Source organism: Nonomuraea mangrovi, assembly GCF_042681425.1.
Taxonomy (GTDB): domain Bacteria; phylum Actinomycetota; class Actinomycetes; order Streptosporangiales; family Streptosporangiaceae; genus Nonomuraea; species Nonomuraea mangrovi.
The window spans coordinates 263,738-279,497 of record NZ_JBHUFV010000050.1 but is presented as its reverse complement, the minus strand read 5'-3'; the positions used below and the strand labels follow the sequence as shown (position 1 = coordinate 279,497).

Below are 15,760 nucleotides of genomic sequence, written 5' to 3'. Positions count from 1 at the left end.
CCCCTCCCTCCTGGAGCCACCGTGACCGCCAACGTCGACGAGCCCGTGTCCCCTGACCAGGGAACCCAGGAGGAGGAGCGGCAGGCGGCGGCGCCGCGCCAGGACACGGCCGGGGAGCCGAAGCAGTCCGCGCCGCGCCAGGACGGGGAAGAAGGGCCGAAGGAGGCCGTGCCATCTCGCCAGGACGCGGCAGGCGGGCTGGTGGAGAGCGCGCTGCCGTACGGGATGCCGGGCAAGCCGCTGGCCAGAGGGCCGTTCCTGTTCGGCCTCGTGGGCGGGCTGGGCGTCCTGACGGCGATCGCCATCGGTCACCTGATCACCAACTCGCTCAGCGTGATCATCCTCATCGTGGTGGCGATGTTCCTCGCGGCGGGGCTCAACCCGGCCGTCGAGGCGCTGCAGCGGCGGCGTATGAAGCGGCGGACGTCGATCTCGCTCGTGTTCGCCGGCGTCATCGTGATGTTCGTGCTGTTCGGCCTGGCCATCGTGCCGCCGGTGAGCAAGGAGTCGGCCGACTTCATCGCCGCCGTGCCCGGCTACTTCGACCAGCTGATGGCCAACCCGACGCTCAGGCAGCTGGACGCCGACTACCAGCTCCTTCCGAAGCTGGCCTCGTTCGTCACCGAGACGCTGGCCCCCTCGCTGGCGGGCGGGCTGGTCGGTGCCGGCCTGGTGGTGCTGGACGGGGTGTTCACCGGTGTGACGCTGCTGGTGCTGATGCTCTACTTCCTCGGCTCCCTGCACTCGATCAAGGAGTACCTGCTCAAGCTGGTCCCCGCCTCGCGCCAAACCAGGACGGCGGCCATCACCGAGGAGATCCTGGACGGCATCGGCGGCTACGTGGCGGGCAACGTCCTGATCTCCGTCATCGCGGGCGTGCTGAGCTGGGCGTTCCTGACCGTCGCGGGGGCGCGCTACGCCCTGGCCCTGGCGCTGGTGATCGCGCTCACCGACCTGATCCCGCTGGTGGGCGCGACGATCGGGGCGGTGCTGGTGAGCGGCGTGGCGTTCCTGCAGTCGGTGCCGCTCGGCATCGCGTGCGCGATCTTCTTCCTCGTCTACCAGCAGGTCGAGAACTATCTCATCTACCCGCGCGTCATGAAGCGCTCGGTGGACGTGGCCCCCGCGGTGACCGTCATCGCGGCGCTGTTCGGCGGCGCGCTGCTGGGCATCGTCGGGGCCCTGCTGGCCATCCCCGTGGCGGCCGCGATCGCGCTGATCATCCGCGAGGTCGTGCTGCCTCGTCAAGCTCGGAGCTGACGAACGCGGCCACGGCCGCGTTGAAGGCCTCCGGCTGTTCGACGGCGCTCAGGTGACCCGCTCGCTCGATGACCGCCAGCCGCCCGTCGGGTACGGCCCGCAGCATCGCCTCGGCGTCCTCCCGCGTGGTGAGCCTGTCCTCCTCGCCCACGATCACCAGGGCAGGGGTCTTGAGCGCGGCGAGGGTGTCGAAGGAGTCGGGCCGTCCCGCCATGGCCCGCTGCGCCCACGCCACCGCTCCCGGCGGTGCCGCCTGGACCAGGCCGCGCACCCTGCCGTAGACCATCGCCCTGCGTTCCCTGGTGGTCGTCCCGATGAGCCCCGGCAGGACCTCCTCGACCAGTACTCCCGTGCCGTCGGACTCGACCTGCCGCGCGATGCGCTCCCTGTTCTGCCTGGCCTGGTCAGCGTCCTGGCCGGCCTTGGTGTCGGCGAGGATCACGCCGAGCACGCGATCGGGGTGGCGCCTGCAGAAGGCCATCGTCACGTAGCCGCCCATCGACTGACCGCCGATCACGGCCCGCTCGACGCCCTCGCGGTCCAGCACGGCGGCGACGTCGTCGGCCATGAGGTCGATGGAGGGCTCGTCGTCGCCCAGCCTGGAGCCGCCGAAGCCGCGCAGGTCGGGGGTGATGACCCGGCAGGCGGCGGCCAGTCCCTCACGCTGGGCCAGCCACATCGCCGACGAGAGCGGGAAGGCGTGGAGCAGGACGACAGGGACCCCGGTCCCTGCTGATCTCATGTAGAGCTGCACGGACCTCACGGTAACCCGGTTCCCCTCGACAATCACCGTGCGGCATATACCGATATCCGCCCTACGGCGTGACCACTTCTCCCGTGACGTCAGATCGCGGTCGCGCCGCCGTCGATGAACAGCACCTGGCCCGTCATGTACGCCGAGGCCGGGCCGGCGAGGAAGACCGCGGGCTGGGCCATCTCCTCGGGTGTCCCCCACCGCCGCATCGGCACGCTCGCGACCGTGGCCGCGCCGGCCGTCTCGTCCTCCCACAGGTTGCGGTTCAGGTCGGTGGCGGTCCATCCGGGGCACAGCGCGTTGACCCGCACGCCCGTCGCCGCCCATTCGACGGCCAGGGTCTTGGTCAGCGCGACCAGCCCTGCCTTGGCCGCGGCGTAGGGGGCGAGGAACGGCGCGCCGAGCGCGGCCACCGAGGCGACGTTGATGACGGCGCCGTCGCCGCGCTGGAGCAGGTGGGGCGCCGCGGCGTGGCAGACGGCCATCGCGGAGTCGAGGTTGAGCCGCATGAGCTTGTCCCAGCCCGACAGCCGCAGGTCCTTGAACTCCACGAGGAAGTTCGACCCTCCCGCGTTGTTGACCACGATGTCGAGGTGCCCGAGCCCGTCCACGGCGCCGTGGACGGCGGCCGCGGCCGCGTCCCTGTCGGTGAGGTCGGCGGGGATGACCAGCGCCTGCCGTCCGAGTCCTTCGACCTCCTTGGCCACCTCGGCCAGCGTCTCCGCCGAGCGGGAGACGAGGGCGAGGTCCGCGCCCGCGGCGGCGTAGGCGAGCGCGATGGCCCGTCCGATGCCGCGGGACGCCCCGCTGACGAAGGCCTTCTTGCCGGTCAGATCGAACGCGCCCATGCCGCCTCCTCGCCGTGAACCGAACAAGATTCTATGGACCTGGGCACGCCGCGGGGAAGCCCGCCCCTGGCACGTCAGGAGGGCACGTCGGTGGGGAGCGGGTAGGCGCCGGGGTTGACCCGCTTGACGATCTCGTTCAGCGCGATCCGCACGTACGGCTCGCCGACCCACAGGTGCTTGGCGCCGTCCACCCCGACGACCTCGGCCTGCGGCACCCTGGCGAACCTGGCCTTGGCCTCCTCGGGGCGCAGGTAGTCGTCGAACTCGGGCACCAGCGCCACCAGCGGGCGCCCGAAGCCTGCCCACGCGTCGAGGTCGGCGTCCGTGGCCCGCTTCAGCGGCGGCGACAGCAGGATCGCGCCCTCCACCAGCGGGTCGTGCGCCCACTTGAGCGTGAGCTCGGTGCCGAAGGACCAGCCGACCACCCAGACGTGCGGCAGGTCGTGGAACTCGGCGTACTCCAGCGCGGCCGCCACGTCGTAACGCTCCCCCTCGCCGCCGTCGAAGGCGCCCTCGGAGGTGCCGCGCTCGGACGAGGTGCCCCTGGTGTTGAAGCGCAGGACGGCCAGATCGGCGAGGGCCGGCAGCCGGTTGGCCGCCTTCTTGTAGACGTGGCTGTCCATGAACCCGCCATGGGTGGGCAGCGGGTGCAGGGTGACCAGCGTCGCGACGGGCGGCCTGTCCGCGGGTACGGCCAGCTCGCCGACCAGGGTCAGCCCGTCGGCGGTGTGCAGCTCGATCGGCTCGCGCTCGGCGGGCAGGACGGTGGCCGCGCGGATCTCCAAGACAGTTCTCCTCAGTACCTGCTGCGGCCGGGACCTCGGTCCAGCCGCTTGCGCCAGCAGTTGGTGTGCCAGTGACGGCGTTCCTCGTCGCCGCCCGTCCAGTTGGGCCAGCTCACGATATGCGGAACGCCCGACCGGATCTCCTGGTCGCAACCAGGACAGCGGTAGTTCTTGGCCGAGGAGGATCCGTTGAGCGTGCGGACCTTCCACTCCCCGTCGGGCCACTCCTCCACCCGGTCGCTCGAGCTGGGAAAGCCGATGGGGCGGGTGGACTCCCTCCGGCGGGCACGGCGAGGGCTCATGGACGGGGGAACCGGTTCAGCCCCGCGGTGACGAGCTTGTCGAGCAGGGGGGCGGGGGCGGAGGACGGCGAGCGCCACTCGGCGTGAAGGTCGCGCAGACCGTCGCGCACCTTCGCCAGGCCGATGGACTCGAGCAGTTCGAACGGCCCCTCGACGTACCCGCAGCCGAGTCGCATGGCCGCGTCGATGTCCTCGATGGAGGCGTAGCCGGACTCGTACATGCGGACGGCGTCGTTCAGGTGGCAGTACAGGAGCGCGTCGACGACCAGACCGGCCCTGTCTTTGCAGGGCACGGGCGTGTATCCGGCGATCTTCAGCAGGTCGCGGGCACCGAGCACGGCCTCCTGCTCGGTCAGCACGGAGGTGGCCAGCTCGGCGACCTGCCCTTTCAGCTGGACCCGGACGGTCCTGCCCGAGACGGGGGTGGAGCCGCCCACCTGGAGCACCACGTCGGCGTCCTCGGTGTCCTTGAATCCCGCGGCCTCCAGCCGGTCGGCCAGCTCCCGCGAGCCGACGACATGGACGGTCCGCGCGGGCGCCTTCTCCTGCGGGCCGTCGCCGGGGTCTCCGTAGAAGCCCCTGCCGGACTTACGCCCGAGCAGGCCTGCCGCGACGTAGGAGCGCAGCAGCGGAGAGGGCACGTGCCTGTCGGAGCGCGACTCGTCGAAGAGGACGTTCATGATCTCGTAGGCGGTGTCGAGGCCGATCAGGTCCAGCAGGTGGAAGGGGCCCATCGGCAGCCCGACGCCGAGCTTCATGGCGTTGTCGATGTCGTCGCGGCCGGCCACGCCGTGGTCCAGCAGGGTGACGGCGTGGTTGAGGTAGGGCAGGAGCAGCCTGTTGACCACGAACCCCGCCCTGTCGTCCACCTCGACGGGTGTCTTGCCCAGCCGTACGGCCAGGTCGCCGACCTCGGCACGGACGCCGGGGTCGGTGACCACGGTGCCGACCACCTCGACCAGGCCCATGACCGGCGCCGGGTTGAAGAAGTGCATGCCGACCACCCGATCAGGGCGGCCCGTGGCGGCGGCCAGCGCGGTGACCGGCAGGGAGGAGGTGTTGGTGGCCAGGATGGTGGAGGGCTTGCAGAGGCGGTCGAGCTCGGCGAACAGCTCGGCCTTGACGTCCATGCGCTCGGGGATCGCCTCGATGACCAGGTCGGCGTCGCGCAGGTCGGCGCGCGAGGTGGTGAGCGTGACCCTGGCGAGGATCTCCTCGCGCTCGGCCGGCGTCAGCTTGCCCTTGTCGAGCGCCCGTCCGGTGGACCTCTCCAGGTGTGCGCGGCCCCTGGCCAGCGCCTGCTCGTCCGCCTCGACGCCGGCGACCTGGATGCCCGCGCGGGCGAAGACCTCCGCTATGCCGGCCCCCATCGTGCCGAGGCCGACCACTCCCACCATTTCGAACGCCATGCGTCCAGTTTTCCAGAGCCGGTAGGGTTGGCCGTCATGCGGCTGGTCATCGCGCGATGCAGCGTGGATTACATGGGGCGGCTCACGGCACACCTGCCGATGGCGCCGCGGCTGGTGCTCATCAAGGCGGACGGAAGCGTGAGCATCCACGCCGACGACCGCGCATTCAAGCCGCTCAACTGGATGAACCCACCGTGCAAGCTCAAGGAGGACGGCGAGACCTGGACCGTCACCCACGGCAAGACCGGTGAGAAGCTCGTGCTGACGATGGAGGAGATCCTCCACGACTCCTCCCACGAGCTGGGCGTCGACCCCGGCCTGATCAAGGACGGTGTCGAGGCGCACCTGCAGGAGCTGCTGGCCGAGCACATCGGCACGCTGGGCGAGGGCTACACGCTGATCCGCAGGGAGTACATGACGGCGATCGGCCCGGTCGACATCCTCTGCCGCGACGCGGCGGGCATGACGGTCGCGGTGGAGATCAAGCGGCGCGGCGAGATCGACGGCGTGGAGCAGCTGACCCGCTACCTGGAGCTGCTCAACCGCGACCCCCTGATCGCGCCGGTGCGCGGCGTCTTCGCCGCGCAGGAGATCAAACCGCAGGCACGGGTGCTCGCGACCGACCGGGGCATCGACTGCGTCACGCTGGACTACGCGGCCCTGCGCGGCATCGAGCCGGAGAACCCGACCCTCTTCTGATCCTCCTGCGATACGGCAGGGCGGGCTCGCGGCCACCGTGGTCACCGGTGGCCGCCCGTCCATCACGCGCGCTCCAGCGGGACTCCGGCGGGCCGCCGTCACGTCGCCCGCTGAACCCGTCCACCCTCACGCGCCTCCCGGGGCCCGTCACACGCCTGTCGGGGAGGACGCCGGCGCGCCGCCGGCTCCCTCATCCGGCGAACGCTCGGCTCATCAGCCCGGCCGAACCGTTGTAAGTAAGGATTTACCGGCCTATCGTGACGCCATGACGACCGTGACCTTCGACTCGCTCAACCCCGCGACCGGACAGGTCGTCGGCAGCCACGCCAAACAGGACGCGCAGGCCGTGCGCGAGGCCGTCACGCTGGCCGAGGAGGCCGCGCGGTGGTGGGACGAGCTGGGCGCCGCCGAGCGCAGGCGCAGGCTCCTCGACTACAAGGCGGTCATCACCGGGCAGCTCAGACCGCTGGCCGAGCTGGTCCACCAGGAGACCGGCAAGCCCGTGGACGACGCCGTCCTGGAGATCGTGCTGACGATCACCCATCTCGACTGGGCGGCGCGCAACGCCGGCAAGGTACTGGGCAGGCGCAGGGTCGCCACCGGCCTGGTCGGCCTCAACCTGCAGGCCACGCTGGAGTACCTCCCGCTCGGCGTCGTCGGTGTGATCGGCCCGTGGAACTATCCGGTGTTCACCCCCATGGGCTCGATCTCCTACGCCCTGGCCGCGGGAAACGCCGTGGTGTTCAAGCCGAGCGAGCTCACCCCGGGGGTCGGCGTGCGGCTGGCCGAGCTGTTCCGCGAGGCCGTGCCCGAGCGGCCGGTGTTCCAGACCGTCACCGGGCTCGGGGAGACCGGCGCGGCGCTGGCGGGCGACCCCAGAGTCAAGAAGATCGCCTTCACCGGCTCGACGGCCACGGCCAAGCGCGTGATGGCCGCCTGCGCGGAGAACCTCACCCCGATCGTGGCCGAGTGCGGCGGGAAGGACGCCTTCATCGTCGACGCCGACGCCGACGTGCCGGCCGCCGCCGACGCATGCCTGTGGGGCGCGCTGTCGAACGCCGGGCAGACCTGCGTGGGAGTGGAGCGGGTGTACGTGGTGGACCAGGTCTACGAGCCGTTCATGCGCGAACTGAAGGCGCGGGCGGAGCAGGTCAGGGCGGGCGAGCACTACGGGCCGATCACCATGCCCGCGCAGCTCGACGTGATCAGACGCCACATCGACGAGGCGGTCACCTCCGGAAAGGCGGTCACGGGCGGCCCCGAGTCGGTGCGCGCGCCGTACGTGGACCCGGTCATCGTCGAGGACGTGCCGGAGGACTCGGCGGCGGTGCGGGAGGAGACGTTCGGCCCCACCATCACCGTGCGCAGGACGAGGGACGCCCACGAGGCGCTGGAACTGGCCAACGCCTCCGCCTACGGCCTGGGCGGCACCGTCTTCTCCCGCGACACCCGCCGGGCGGCGCGCCTGGCCCGGCTGATGCGCAGCGGGGCGACCGCCGTCAACTCGGTGATCTCCTTCGCCGGAGTGCCGTCGCTGCCCTTCGGCGGGGTCGGCGACTCGGGGTTCGGCAGGATCCACGGCGCCGACGGGCTCAGGGAGTTCACCAGGCCAAAGGCCGTCGCCCGCCAGCGGTTCGCCATGCCTGGAATGAATCTGACGTCCTTCAGCCGCGGCGCCGACGATCTTGAGCGACTGATCAGGATGGTGACCATTTTGCATGGACGACGTAAGCGCTAATGTAAACGCCCTTTCCCAATTGCGATCATCCATCCATAATTGTGTGCTCTGGGGGCTCACGATCATGCAGGAATGGGTGAAAAGTGAACCGGTCTTACCGGGGAATGTCGGCCGAGCAAAGGCTGGCTGACAGGCGCGAGCGGCTGATGACGGCCGCGTACACGCTCTATGCGAAACCGGGGTTCGCGGCTACCACGATCGAAAGATTGTGCACGGAGGCCCGCATCTCCAACCGCGCCTTCTACGAGTGTTTCGGCGGCAGGGAGGAACTCCTCCAGGCCCTCCACGAACGCTGTGTCGACGAGGCCCTGGCCGCGGTCTCGAAGGCGCTGCAGGACGCTCCGGCACAACTCGACGCGCGCATCAACGCCGGGATATCCACCTATATCGGTTTCGCCACATCTGACTGGCGTCGAGCCCGAATCATGCATGTGGAGGTCCGGCGCTCGGGAGACGTTCTCAGCTCGTCGCGCCAACGAGCGATTGAGTCCTTCGCCCGGATCGTCGAGGACGTGACGGAACCGTATCCGGACGCCGCTCCGGTCGACCGGCATCTGCTCACGCTCGGCCTGATTGGAGCGCTGCAGGAGCTGCTCATCGAATGGGTGCTGGCCGAAGAACCGCCGCCGACCGATGAACTCGTGCGCACAGCTGTCCATATCTTCCATCGGTCGTTTTCCGGTCTTTCCTGACCGGACATTGGCGATCAATGAGGATCATGTGATCACCCAGCGTGATTTCTCACTAATCGCCGGACATGAGGGAGGGCAGAGTGCGGCTGATCGCGCTCTGCCCCCGATATGGTGTGGCGTCCGGCGTACTCCCGACCCCGCCGGATGTCATCTCAGGCCACCGCGGCAGCGGGCGCCTCCACGCGGAGCACTCGATTCAGCCGAGTGACCGCGAGCACCCGCATGATCCTCGGTGGCACGCCCCGGAGAACGAGGTGGCGATCCGCGCTCAGCGCGCGGCGATGCGTGCCGACGAGCACACCGAGACCGGTGGCGTCGATCATCTCCAACCGCGAGAGATCGACGATCAGGTCGCCGTCACCGGAGTCGACCGCCCTGTGCAGGCGCGGCCGGACTCGCGCGACGGTCCCGACGTCGAGCCGCTGCCCGACGTACACCACCTGAGCCCCAGGCTTACCCTTGACCCGCATGCCACCTCCTCAGGTCACGCTGCCATCTAATCACGCAACGTAGTCATACTCTCTCTCGGGGTGATAATTGACACACCAACCATCAGTACGGTTACCCGGTCAGAGCCAACCCATGTCCCGCGCCATCCGAATTGCGGTGATTCGATTGCTTGCGCCGAGTTTGGTGATCGCGCTCGACAGGTAGTTGCGGACCGTGCCCTCGCTCAGGTGCATCGCCTTGGCGATCTCGCTGACCGGCGATCCCGCCGCGGCCAGTTCCAGCGCCCCTCGCTCGCGATCGGTCAGCGGGCTCTCCCCCGCCATCATCGCCGAGGCCGCCATCTCGGGGTCGAGATAGCGCCCGCCGTCCCTGACCTTCCTGATCGCCGCCGCGAGCTCGCTGGCCGAGGCGTCCTTCGGGATGAACCCCCGCACTCCCGCCGCCAGCGCCCTGCGCAGGTAGCCGGGGCGGCCGAAGCTCGTGAGGATCACGATGGCCTGACCCGGCAGCGCCTCCGCGACGCTCAGGCCGTCCATGCCCGGCATCTCGATGTCGAGCACGACCACGTCAGGGCGGTGCTCGCGGACCGCCGCCACCACCTGGTCGCCCCTGCCCACCTGGGTGACCACCTCGATGTCGGGCTCGAGTCCGAGCAGCGTCGCCAGCGCCTGGCGGATGAGGTGCTCGTCGTCGGCCAGCAGCACCTTGATCATGTGGGAATCCTCGCCCTCACCACGAACTGTCCATCGCTCTGCCCCGCCGTCAGCACGCCGCCGAGCGCGGTCACCCGCTCGCTCATCCCCGCGAGGCCGGTGCCTGCCGTACCTCGGGGTCGTTTGGGGTGGTCGTTGCTCACGGTCAGCTCCACCGCGTCGGCGCCGGTGACCACCTTGATGCGGCAGTGGGTGGCGGCGCTGTGACGCAGCACGTTCGTGCTGCTCTCGCGCACCAGCCAGGCCAGCAGCGTGCTCACCTCTTCGCTCAGGCCGCCGTCCGGCAGCTCCAGCGCGCAGCTGATGCCCGCCGCCTCCATGACCGCTCGGACGCTGTGCAACTCGGCATGGAGGTCGACCGTGCGATAGCCGCGGACCACCGCGCGGATCTCCTTCAGCGACTCCCTCGCCAGCCGTCTGACCTCCATCATCTCCTTGGCCGCCTCCCCCGAGGCCAGGCGGGCGGCCAGTTCGCTCTTGACCGCGATGGCCGACAGGCTGTGCCCGACGATGTCGTGCATGTCACGCGAGAATCGCAGCCGCTCCTCCGTGACGGCGAGCTTGGCCTTGGCGTCCCTGCCGTCGTGCGCGGCCTTCACCACCGTCCAGAACCAGAACTGGAAGCGGCTCAGGAACCCGACCAGCCCGATCATCAGCGCGTAGAAGAACGTCCCCCCTGGCATGATCGCGGCGGACACCGCGACCGCGCCCACGCCGATCAGGACGGCCCGCCTCCTGGGCACGTGCAGCACGGCCAGCGCCACCCAGGTGACCGGCGCCATCGCGGCGGCGACGAACTGCTCGCGCAGCAGCGCGAAGAAGACCACCCCCAGCACCCCGGTGACGATCACCTCGCGGCGCGCGTATGCCCCCTGGACCATGACCCTGGCCCCGCGCACGTAGAAGAAGCTGAAGACGACCAGCACGATCACGGCCGCCACCGCCCTCCACACGGCGGGCTGGGTGGGATCGGTGGCCGCGCCCAGCATGCCGAGCCACGGCAGCGCGACGCCTCCGGCGACGGTCCACATGGTGGCCCGCCGGAGGCGCTCGTAGTCGGTGCTGATATCGGTCATCTCGCAGCAAACCTAGCCGTGCCTGGGATCCCATCGGAACAGCCACTTCACCAGCAGGACCGCGATGGCCAGCCAGACGAGCAGCACCCCGATCCACGGCAGCGCGTCTGCCCACGGCCCGCCGGCGTAGCCCATGCGCATCATCTCGGTGATGGGCGTCGTGGGCACCAGCCTCGCGACGAAGGGCAGATCCGCCAGCGGTACGACGAGCGGCGCGCCGATCAGCGCGACCAGCAGTACCGGCAGCACCGCGACCTGGGCGAGCTCCGCGTTCGGCGTGATCCCCGAGAACGCCGCGGCCAGCAGCGCGAACACCCCCACGCCCAGGACCCCTGCCACCAGCATCATCGGCACGTTGGCCGGCAGGCCGCCGCCGGCGCGGTCGATCCACACGGCCAGCAGCGCCACCTGCCCCGCGTACACCGCGAACGCCGACAACGCCGCCCCGCCGAAGATGGCCGCCGACGAGCCCTGCCCGCCGCGCAGCCGCTTCAGCACCAGCTCCTCGCGGCGCGCGGTGAAGGTGTTGACGAGGTTGACGAAGACCGCGAACACCACCATCAGTCCCGGCAGCCCCGTCAGCACGAACGTCTGGTCACCCATCTGCGAGAACATCAACCCGAACAGGAACGGCAGCAGCACCACGTTGACCATCGCGGTCGTGTTGCGGCCCAGCAGCTTCAGATCCATCCTGGCCAGCCGTACGGCGTGCAGCGCGTCGGTCCTCATCGGTTGTCCTCCACCACTCGCAGGAACGCGTCCTCGAGGGTGCCCCTGCGCACCTCGAGCCGCTCGAGAGTCAGGCCCTGCCCGTCGGCCCACGCCAGCAGCGTCCGCACGGCCGGGTGCGCCTCACCCGCCAGGGTGTAGACGACCTGCCGGTTGGCGATCACGGGGGCCGCACCGTGCAGGAACGGCGGCTCGGCCGGCCTCGGCAACCTGAAGGTGATCTGGTCGCCCGTGGTGCTCACGACCTCGTCGACCGTGCCGTAGGTGCGGATCACGCCCTCGTGCATGATGGCCAGCCGGTCGGCCAGCCGCTCCGCCTCCTCGAGGTAGTGCGTGGTCAGCAGCACCGTCGTCCCCTTCTCCTTGAGCCCCCTGATGACCTCCCAGGTGGCCTGCCTGGCCTCGGGGTCCATGCCGGTGCTCGGCTCGTCGAGGAAGAGCACCTCGGGACGGGACAGCACCGCCAGCGCCAGGTCCAGCCTGCGCTTCTGCCCTCCGGACAGCTGGCGGACCCTGGTCCTCGCCTTGTTCGCCAGATCGACGACCTCCAGGACGTCTCCCTCGGCGGGCGGGCGGCCCGCGTCGGCGCTCATCCCCTTCCAGACGGCGACCGTCTCGGCGACGGTCAGGTCGCCGAGGAATCCGGCCTCCTGCAGCATGATCCCGACGCGCGGGCGCAGCGCCCTGCGCTGGCGGACCGGGTCCAGCCCCAGGACCCGCACCGTGCCCTCGCTCGCCCTGGCGTAGCCCTCCAGGACCTCCATCGTGGTGGTCTTGCCCGCGCCGTTGGTGCCGAGCAGCGCGAACAGCTCGCCGCGGCGGACCTCGAACGAAATGCCGCGCACCGCCTCGAAGCTCCCGTACCGCTGCCGCAGGCCCGCGACCTCGATGGCCGGCCCGCTCACCGCCGCGGGATCCGTGGCGTCCCGCATCTCTGTCGTCCTCACCCTCCAAGCCTGTCTTTTCCGGATTCGCCCAGGTAGTCGCCGATATCACCGGTCGCTTATGAAGATCGCGCCGCCCGTGCATGACATCTGTCACCTCCCCGAGACCCTGCACGCCCCGTTTCACCGGCTGACACCCATCGGGAAGCGAGGAACACCACCCCACCACCACGGCGAGTCCCGACATCCCCGACAACCCCCGCCCCACCGGCACACCCGTACCGCGGGGGTCACCGGCCGACATCCGGTAGAGCGGGGTCGATCCGACCGCCCAGCCCCGTCCACGGATCCACCACGCTCGGACCGGTCGACATACCGAGAGCGGGATCGATCCGACCCCGAGACGCGCACGGACCCCATCACCACGCCTCGGGCCGGTCGACATACCGCGAGCGGGGTCGATCCGACCGAGAGACGCGATACACGGACCCCACCCCCTCGGGTCACCGGACGACATCCCACCGGGTGCCGGGGTCGCTCCAGACGCGGGAATCCGCTTACGGCCCTGCCGACACGACCACATCCCGGGTCGCCCGCGCCGCCACCCGGCAGCCGCTGGCCTCGCGCGGAGCCGCCCCGCCGAGCAGTACCGGAGCGACCCTTACCGGGACTCTCCGGGCGGAATCCACCCTCCTGCTATCCACCGGTCCGCGAGTCGGGAGAGACGCTCTGGAACTCCTCCTCCGCGGGCTGCTCGCGGAGGAGGATGAGATCCCCCCGACGTGCGTGGCTCCGGCGGATGGGCCGGAGCCTGGGATCCCAAGTGAGCTCGGCGCCAAGGGGACGTCTGCGATGCTGGGGGGATGACGCGCGCAGACAAGGACAAGCCGGTCGTCCTCTCCAAGATCTACACCCGCACCGGTGACGACGGCACCACCGCGCTCAGCGACCTGAGCCGCACGTCGAAGACCGACCCCAGACTCGCCGCCTACGCCGACGCCGAGGAGGCCAACGCCGCCATCGGCCTGGCCCTGTCCTACGGCACGCTGGCCCCCGAGATCACCGACGTCCTGCGCAGGGTCCAGAACGAGCTGTTCGACCTGGGCGCCGACCTGGCCACCCCGCTCGTCGACAGCCCCGAGTTCCCTCCGCTGCGGGTAGAGCCGTCCTACATCGCGTGGCTCGAATCACAGTGCGACCACTTCAACGCCGATCTCCAGCCGCTGCGCAGCTTCATCCTGCCCGGCGGCGACCCCGCCACGTCGCAGCTGCACGTGGCCAGGGTGACGGTCCGCCGCGCCGAGCGCTCGGCGTGGGCCGCGCTGGAGGCCCACCAGGACGTCAGCCCCCTGCCGGCCAAGTACCTCAACCGCCTGTCCGACCTGCTGTTCATCCTGTGCAGGACAGCTCACAACGGCGACGAGATCCTGTGGAAGCCGGGAGGCACCCGATAGTCGTCGCGACATGAAGAATGGACTCGCCCTCGTCTTCGCCGTTCTGGCGGTCGCTCTGGCCATCATCTCGCCCTGGCCCCCTGGGCTCGGCGAGACGACCACGGGCGACACCCGGCTCGCGGCGGCGCTCAGGGACACCGCTCCCTCCACCGGCCTGCGCGACGCCTCCGTCGCGCTGATCGAGAACGGCACGGTCAGGTTAGCGGGCGTCGGCGACCGGCCGATCACCCCAGAGACCCCTTTCGAGATCGGCTCGATCACCAAGACGCTGACCGCCATGATGATCGCCGATCTCGCCGAGGACGGCGTGCTCAGGCTGAGCGACCCCGTGGAAGCCCTGCTCCCCGAGCTGAAGGGGACCCCCGCGGGGAGGGCGACCCTCGAGGAACTGGTCAGCCACCGCGCCGGGCTGCCGAAAACGCCCGCGGGCGGTCCGCAGGGCGTGATCCGCGTGGTCCTGTCGAACTTCTCCGGCGCCAACCCCTACCCGCTGTCCGCCGAGAGCGTCCTGCGCGAGGCGGCCACGGCCGAGGTCGAGGGACGTGGCGCGGTCGCCTACTCCAACCTGGGCGTGGCCCTGGCCGGCCACGCCGCCGCGCGCAGGGCCGGCAAGCCGTACCCTGACCTGCTCAAGGAGCGGGTTCTCGCCCCTCTGGGCATGACCGGGACCGTGGTCGCGGGCCTCGGCGAGGAGCCTCCGCCTGGAGGCGCGCTCCCCCACAGGGCCAACGGCCACCCGGTCACCCCGTGGACGAGCCCGGGCTACTCCCCTGCGGGCTTCGGCGTGTGGTCCACGGCGAGCGACCTGGCCAGGCTGCTCAACGGGGTGATCGCGGGCACCGCGCCCGGCGCCGGCGGGGCGAAGCCGAGGTTCGACGCGGGATCGGGTGAGCGGATCGGCCTGGCCTGGTTCACCACGCCGAAGGGCGGCCGCCAGATCACCTGGCACAACGGCGGCACCGGCGGCTCGCGGTCCTTCGCCGGCTTCGACGCCGCGACAGGCCAGGGGATCATCGTCCTGTCGAACACCGCCCAGGACGTCGACGCGGTCGCGCTGCGCCTGCTCGGCGTCGACGAGGAGGACCCGTCCCTCTCGTTGCCGTTGCTCGGCCTCGGCATCCTGTGGCCGCTCATCGTGGTCTACGCCTCGATCTCCCCGATCAGGCGCGTCGGCGACCTGAACAGGCTCCAGGCGGTCAACGACGCGGCGTGGAGCGCGGTGCTCCTCTACCTGGCGTGGGTCACCGGGCCGTGGGAGCGGCTGACCGTGCTGCCGTGGCTGGCGGCGGCCAGCCTCTTCGCCGCGTCGGTGGTGATCGTGCTCGGCAGGTGGCGTCAGCTGCCCGCCATGAGCGAGCGCGCCCCTGGATCGCAGCGCTGGTCGGTGGGGCTGTCGCTGGCCTTCTCCGCGCTCGCCGCGGCGGCGGTCACGATCCCGATGTGACGGCGACCGGCCGGGTGATGGGCGAGCGGTCACCGCGTGACAGCGGTGGCCTCGGTACAAAGGGCCTCGTTACGACGGCCGTCAGTACGACGGCCTCAGTACGACGGCCTCCGTACGGGGTGGGTCAGGCCACGTCCAGGTACGCGCTTGGCGGCGCCGACTCCAGCCACGCCAGGAAACCCGTCAGCGCGTCCTCCGACATCGCCAGCGAGACCGCGCCGCAGTCGACCGCCCACAGGCCGCCGCCGATCTGCCGTCTGGCGGAAACAGTCAGGCCGCGCCTCGCGATAGCGTGGCGCGGCCTGAACAGCACACCGATGAATGGGATCCAGTGGAGCTCCCCGTCGGCATAGCGGGCTACACCGCTCCGCCAGCCACGGGGGCCCGTGGAGGGCCCTACTTTGAGTCGACACGGCACGCTCCCTCGGGAACGTGCCAGAGCGAAAGCACGGATCACCATGAGGGCCGCGAGCAGGAGGGCAGCGAGCAACGCGTCAGTGAGAATCGTCAGCATCGCCGCCCC

Annotated in this window: 17 protein-coding genes; 6 read left to right on the top strand and 11 right to left on the bottom strand. The window is 70.5% G+C overall.

From position 1 onward, the window contains the following. Positions 1–21: 21 nt before the first annotated feature. Positions 22–1,260 carry an AI-2E family transporter gene (locus ACFSKW_RS33940; protein WP_379576799.1) on the top strand — a complete coding sequence of 413 codons (1,239 nt, stop codon included), beginning with the start codon at positions 22–24 and terminating at the stop codon, positions 1,258–1,260. Here the strand turns inward: ACFSKW_RS33940 and ACFSKW_RS33935 are convergent. The 5 genes from ACFSKW_RS33935 to ACFSKW_RS33915 form a co-directional block, all read right to left on the bottom strand. Further along, on the bottom strand, positions 1,220–2,014 hold the full coding sequence (locus ACFSKW_RS33935; RefSeq protein WP_379576797.1) for an alpha/beta fold hydrolase: 795 nt from the start codon (positions 2,012–2,014) through the stop codon (positions 1,220–1,222). The two genes, ACFSKW_RS33940 and ACFSKW_RS33935, sit on opposite strands and share 41 nt — an antisense overlap. A gap of 89 nt (positions 2,015–2,103) precedes the next feature. After that, on the bottom strand, positions 2,104–2,862 hold the full coding sequence (locus ACFSKW_RS33930; RefSeq protein WP_379576795.1) for an SDR family NAD(P)-dependent oxidoreductase: 759 nt from the start codon (positions 2,860–2,862) through the stop codon (positions 2,104–2,106). A gap of 74 nt (positions 2,863–2,936) precedes the next feature. After that, on the bottom strand, positions 2,937–3,647 hold the full coding sequence (locus ACFSKW_RS33925; RefSeq protein WP_379576793.1) for an alpha/beta hydrolase: 711 nt from the start codon (positions 3,645–3,647) through the stop codon (positions 2,937–2,939). Between the two features lie 11 nt (positions 3,648–3,658). Next, complete coding sequence (locus ACFSKW_RS33920; RefSeq protein WP_379576791.1) at positions 3,659–3,949, bottom strand: ATP/GTP-binding protein; 291 nt, start codon at positions 3,947–3,949, stop codon at positions 3,659–3,661. Then, positions 3,946–5,358, bottom strand: a complete 1,413-nt coding sequence (locus ACFSKW_RS33915; RefSeq protein WP_379576789.1) for a 3-hydroxyacyl-CoA dehydrogenase — start codon at positions 5,356–5,358, stop codon at positions 3,946–3,948. Before ACFSKW_RS33915 ends, ACFSKW_RS33920 begins: the two co-directional genes overlap by 4 nt. A 36-nt stretch (positions 5,359–5,394) precedes the next feature. Here ACFSKW_RS33915 and nucS point away from each other — a divergent pair, with 36 nt between their 5' ends. The 3 genes from nucS to ACFSKW_RS33900 all read left to right on the top strand — a co-directional run bounded on the left by nucS (position 5,395) and on the right by ACFSKW_RS33900 (position 8,487). After that, positions 5,395–6,057: an endonuclease NucS gene (nucS, locus tag ACFSKW_RS33910; RefSeq protein WP_379576787.1), complete on the top strand. Its 663-nt coding sequence runs from the start codon at positions 5,395–5,397 to the stop codon at positions 6,055–6,057. A 265-nt stretch (positions 6,058–6,322) separates the two neighbouring features. Next, on the top strand, positions 6,323–7,795 hold the full coding sequence (locus tag ACFSKW_RS33905; RefSeq protein ID WP_379576785.1) for an aldehyde dehydrogenase family protein: 1,473 nt from the start codon (positions 6,323–6,325) through the stop codon (positions 7,793–7,795). A 104-nt stretch (positions 7,796–7,899) separates the two neighbouring features. Then, a complete protein-coding gene (locus tag ACFSKW_RS33900; protein WP_379576783.1) occupies positions 7,900–8,487 on the top strand; it encodes a TetR/AcrR family transcriptional regulator in 588 nt (195 codons plus the stop codon). A 152-nt stretch (positions 8,488–8,639) separates the two neighbouring features. Here the strand turns inward: ACFSKW_RS33900 and ACFSKW_RS33895 are convergent, their stop codons facing one another. The 5 genes from ACFSKW_RS33895 to ACFSKW_RS33875 form a co-directional block, all read right to left on the bottom strand. Continuing rightward, positions 8,640–8,957 (bottom strand): STAS domain-containing protein, encoded by a 318-nt coding sequence (locus tag ACFSKW_RS33895; RefSeq protein ID WP_379576781.1) that lies wholly within the window; start codon positions 8,955–8,957, stop codon positions 8,640–8,642. A gap of 99 nt (positions 8,958–9,056) precedes the next feature. Continuing rightward, positions 9,057–9,650: a response regulator gene (locus ACFSKW_RS33890; RefSeq protein ID WP_379576779.1), complete on the bottom strand. Its 594-nt coding sequence runs from the start codon at positions 9,648–9,650 to the stop codon at positions 9,057–9,059. Next, positions 9,647–10,726: a sensor histidine kinase gene (locus tag ACFSKW_RS33885; RefSeq protein ID WP_379576777.1), complete on the bottom strand. Its 1,080-nt coding sequence runs from the start codon at positions 10,724–10,726 to the stop codon at positions 9,647–9,649. Before ACFSKW_RS33885 ends, ACFSKW_RS33890 begins: the two co-directional genes overlap by 4 nt. Before the next feature lie 12 nt (positions 10,727–10,738). Next, entirely contained in the window at positions 10,739–11,455 is a 717-nt protein-coding gene (locus tag ACFSKW_RS33880) for an ABC transporter permease (protein ID WP_379576775.1), read from the bottom strand. Next, complete coding sequence (locus tag ACFSKW_RS33875) at positions 11,452–12,387, bottom strand: ABC transporter ATP-binding protein (RefSeq protein ID WP_379576917.1); 936 nt, start codon at positions 12,385–12,387, stop codon at positions 11,452–11,454. Before ACFSKW_RS33875 ends, ACFSKW_RS33880 begins: the two co-directional genes overlap by 4 nt. Before the next feature lie 815 nt (positions 12,388–13,202). On the opposite strand from ACFSKW_RS33875, the gene ACFSKW_RS33870 reads away from it, so the two are divergent. Both ACFSKW_RS33870 and ACFSKW_RS33865 read left to right on the top strand, forming a co-directional pair. Beyond that, positions 13,203–13,793 carry a cob(I)yrinic acid a,c-diamide adenosyltransferase gene (locus ACFSKW_RS33870; protein WP_379576773.1) on the top strand — a complete coding sequence of 197 codons (591 nt, stop codon included), beginning with the start codon at positions 13,203–13,205 and terminating at the stop codon, positions 13,791–13,793. Positions 13,794–13,803: 10 nt separating this feature from the next. Beyond that, positions 13,804–15,237, top strand: a complete 1,434-nt coding sequence (locus ACFSKW_RS33865) for a serine hydrolase domain-containing protein (protein WP_379576771.1) — start codon at positions 13,804–13,806, stop codon at positions 15,235–15,237. Positions 15,238–15,361: 124 nt separating this feature from the next. Here the strand turns inward: ACFSKW_RS33865 and ACFSKW_RS33860 are convergent, their stop codons facing one another. Then, the gene (locus ACFSKW_RS33860) at positions 15,362–15,751 is read right to left on the bottom strand and encodes a DUF2550 domain-containing protein (RefSeq protein ID WP_379576769.1); all 390 of its coding nucleotides are present in this window, start codon (positions 15,749–15,751) and stop codon (positions 15,362–15,364) included. Between the last annotated feature and the right edge of the window lie 9 nt (positions 15,752–15,760).

Excerpts from the sequence above, each read along its gene's own strand:
- ACFSKW_RS33870 (WP_379576773.1), top strand. The coding sequence starts at position 13,203 with ATGACGCGCGCAGACAAGGACAAGCCGGTCGTCCTCTCCAAGATCTAC.
- nucS (WP_379576787.1), top strand. The coding sequence starts at position 5,395 with ATGCGGCTGGTCATCGCGCGATGCAGCGTGGATTACATGGGGCGGCTC.
- ACFSKW_RS33915 (WP_379576789.1), bottom strand. The coding sequence starts at position 5,358 with ATGGCGTTCGAAATGGTGGGAGTGGTCGGCCTCGGCACGATGGGGGCC.
- ACFSKW_RS33885 (WP_379576777.1), bottom strand. The coding sequence starts at position 10,726 with ATGACCGATATCAGCACCGACTACGAGCGCCTCCGGCGGGCCACCATG.
- ACFSKW_RS33880 (WP_379576775.1), bottom strand. The coding sequence starts at position 11,455 with ATGAGGACCGACGCGCTGCACGCCGTACGGCTGGCCAGGATGGATCTG.
- ACFSKW_RS33895 (WP_379576781.1), bottom strand. The coding sequence starts at position 8,957 with ATGCGGGTCAAGGGTAAGCCTGGGGCTCAGGTGGTGTACGTCGGGCAG.
- ACFSKW_RS33905 (WP_379576785.1), top strand. The coding sequence starts at position 6,323 with ATGACGACCGTGACCTTCGACTCGCTCAACCCCGCGACCGGACAGGTC.
- ACFSKW_RS33920 (WP_379576791.1), bottom strand. The coding sequence starts at position 3,949 with ATGAGCCCTCGCCGTGCCCGCCGGAGGGAGTCCACCCGCCCCATCGGC.
- ACFSKW_RS33890 (WP_379576779.1), bottom strand. The coding sequence starts at position 9,650 with ATGATCAAGGTGCTGCTGGCCGACGACGAGCACCTCATCCGCCAGGCG.
- ACFSKW_RS33930 (WP_379576795.1), bottom strand. The coding sequence starts at position 2,862 with ATGGGCGCGTTCGATCTGACCGGCAAGAAGGCCTTCGTCAGCGGGGCG.
- ACFSKW_RS33860 (WP_379576769.1), bottom strand. The coding sequence starts at position 15,751 with ATGCTGACGATTCTCACTGACGCGTTGCTCGCTGCCCTCCTGCTCGCG.
- ACFSKW_RS33900 (WP_379576783.1), top strand. The coding sequence starts at position 7,900 with ATGTCGGCCGAGCAAAGGCTGGCTGACAGGCGCGAGCGGCTGATGACG.
- ACFSKW_RS33865 (WP_379576771.1), top strand. The coding sequence starts at position 13,804 with ATGAAGAATGGACTCGCCCTCGTCTTCGCCGTTCTGGCGGTCGCTCTG.
- ACFSKW_RS33875 (WP_379576917.1), bottom strand. The coding sequence starts at position 12,387 with ATGCGGGACGCCACGGATCCCGCGGCGGTGAGCGGGCCGGCCATCGAG.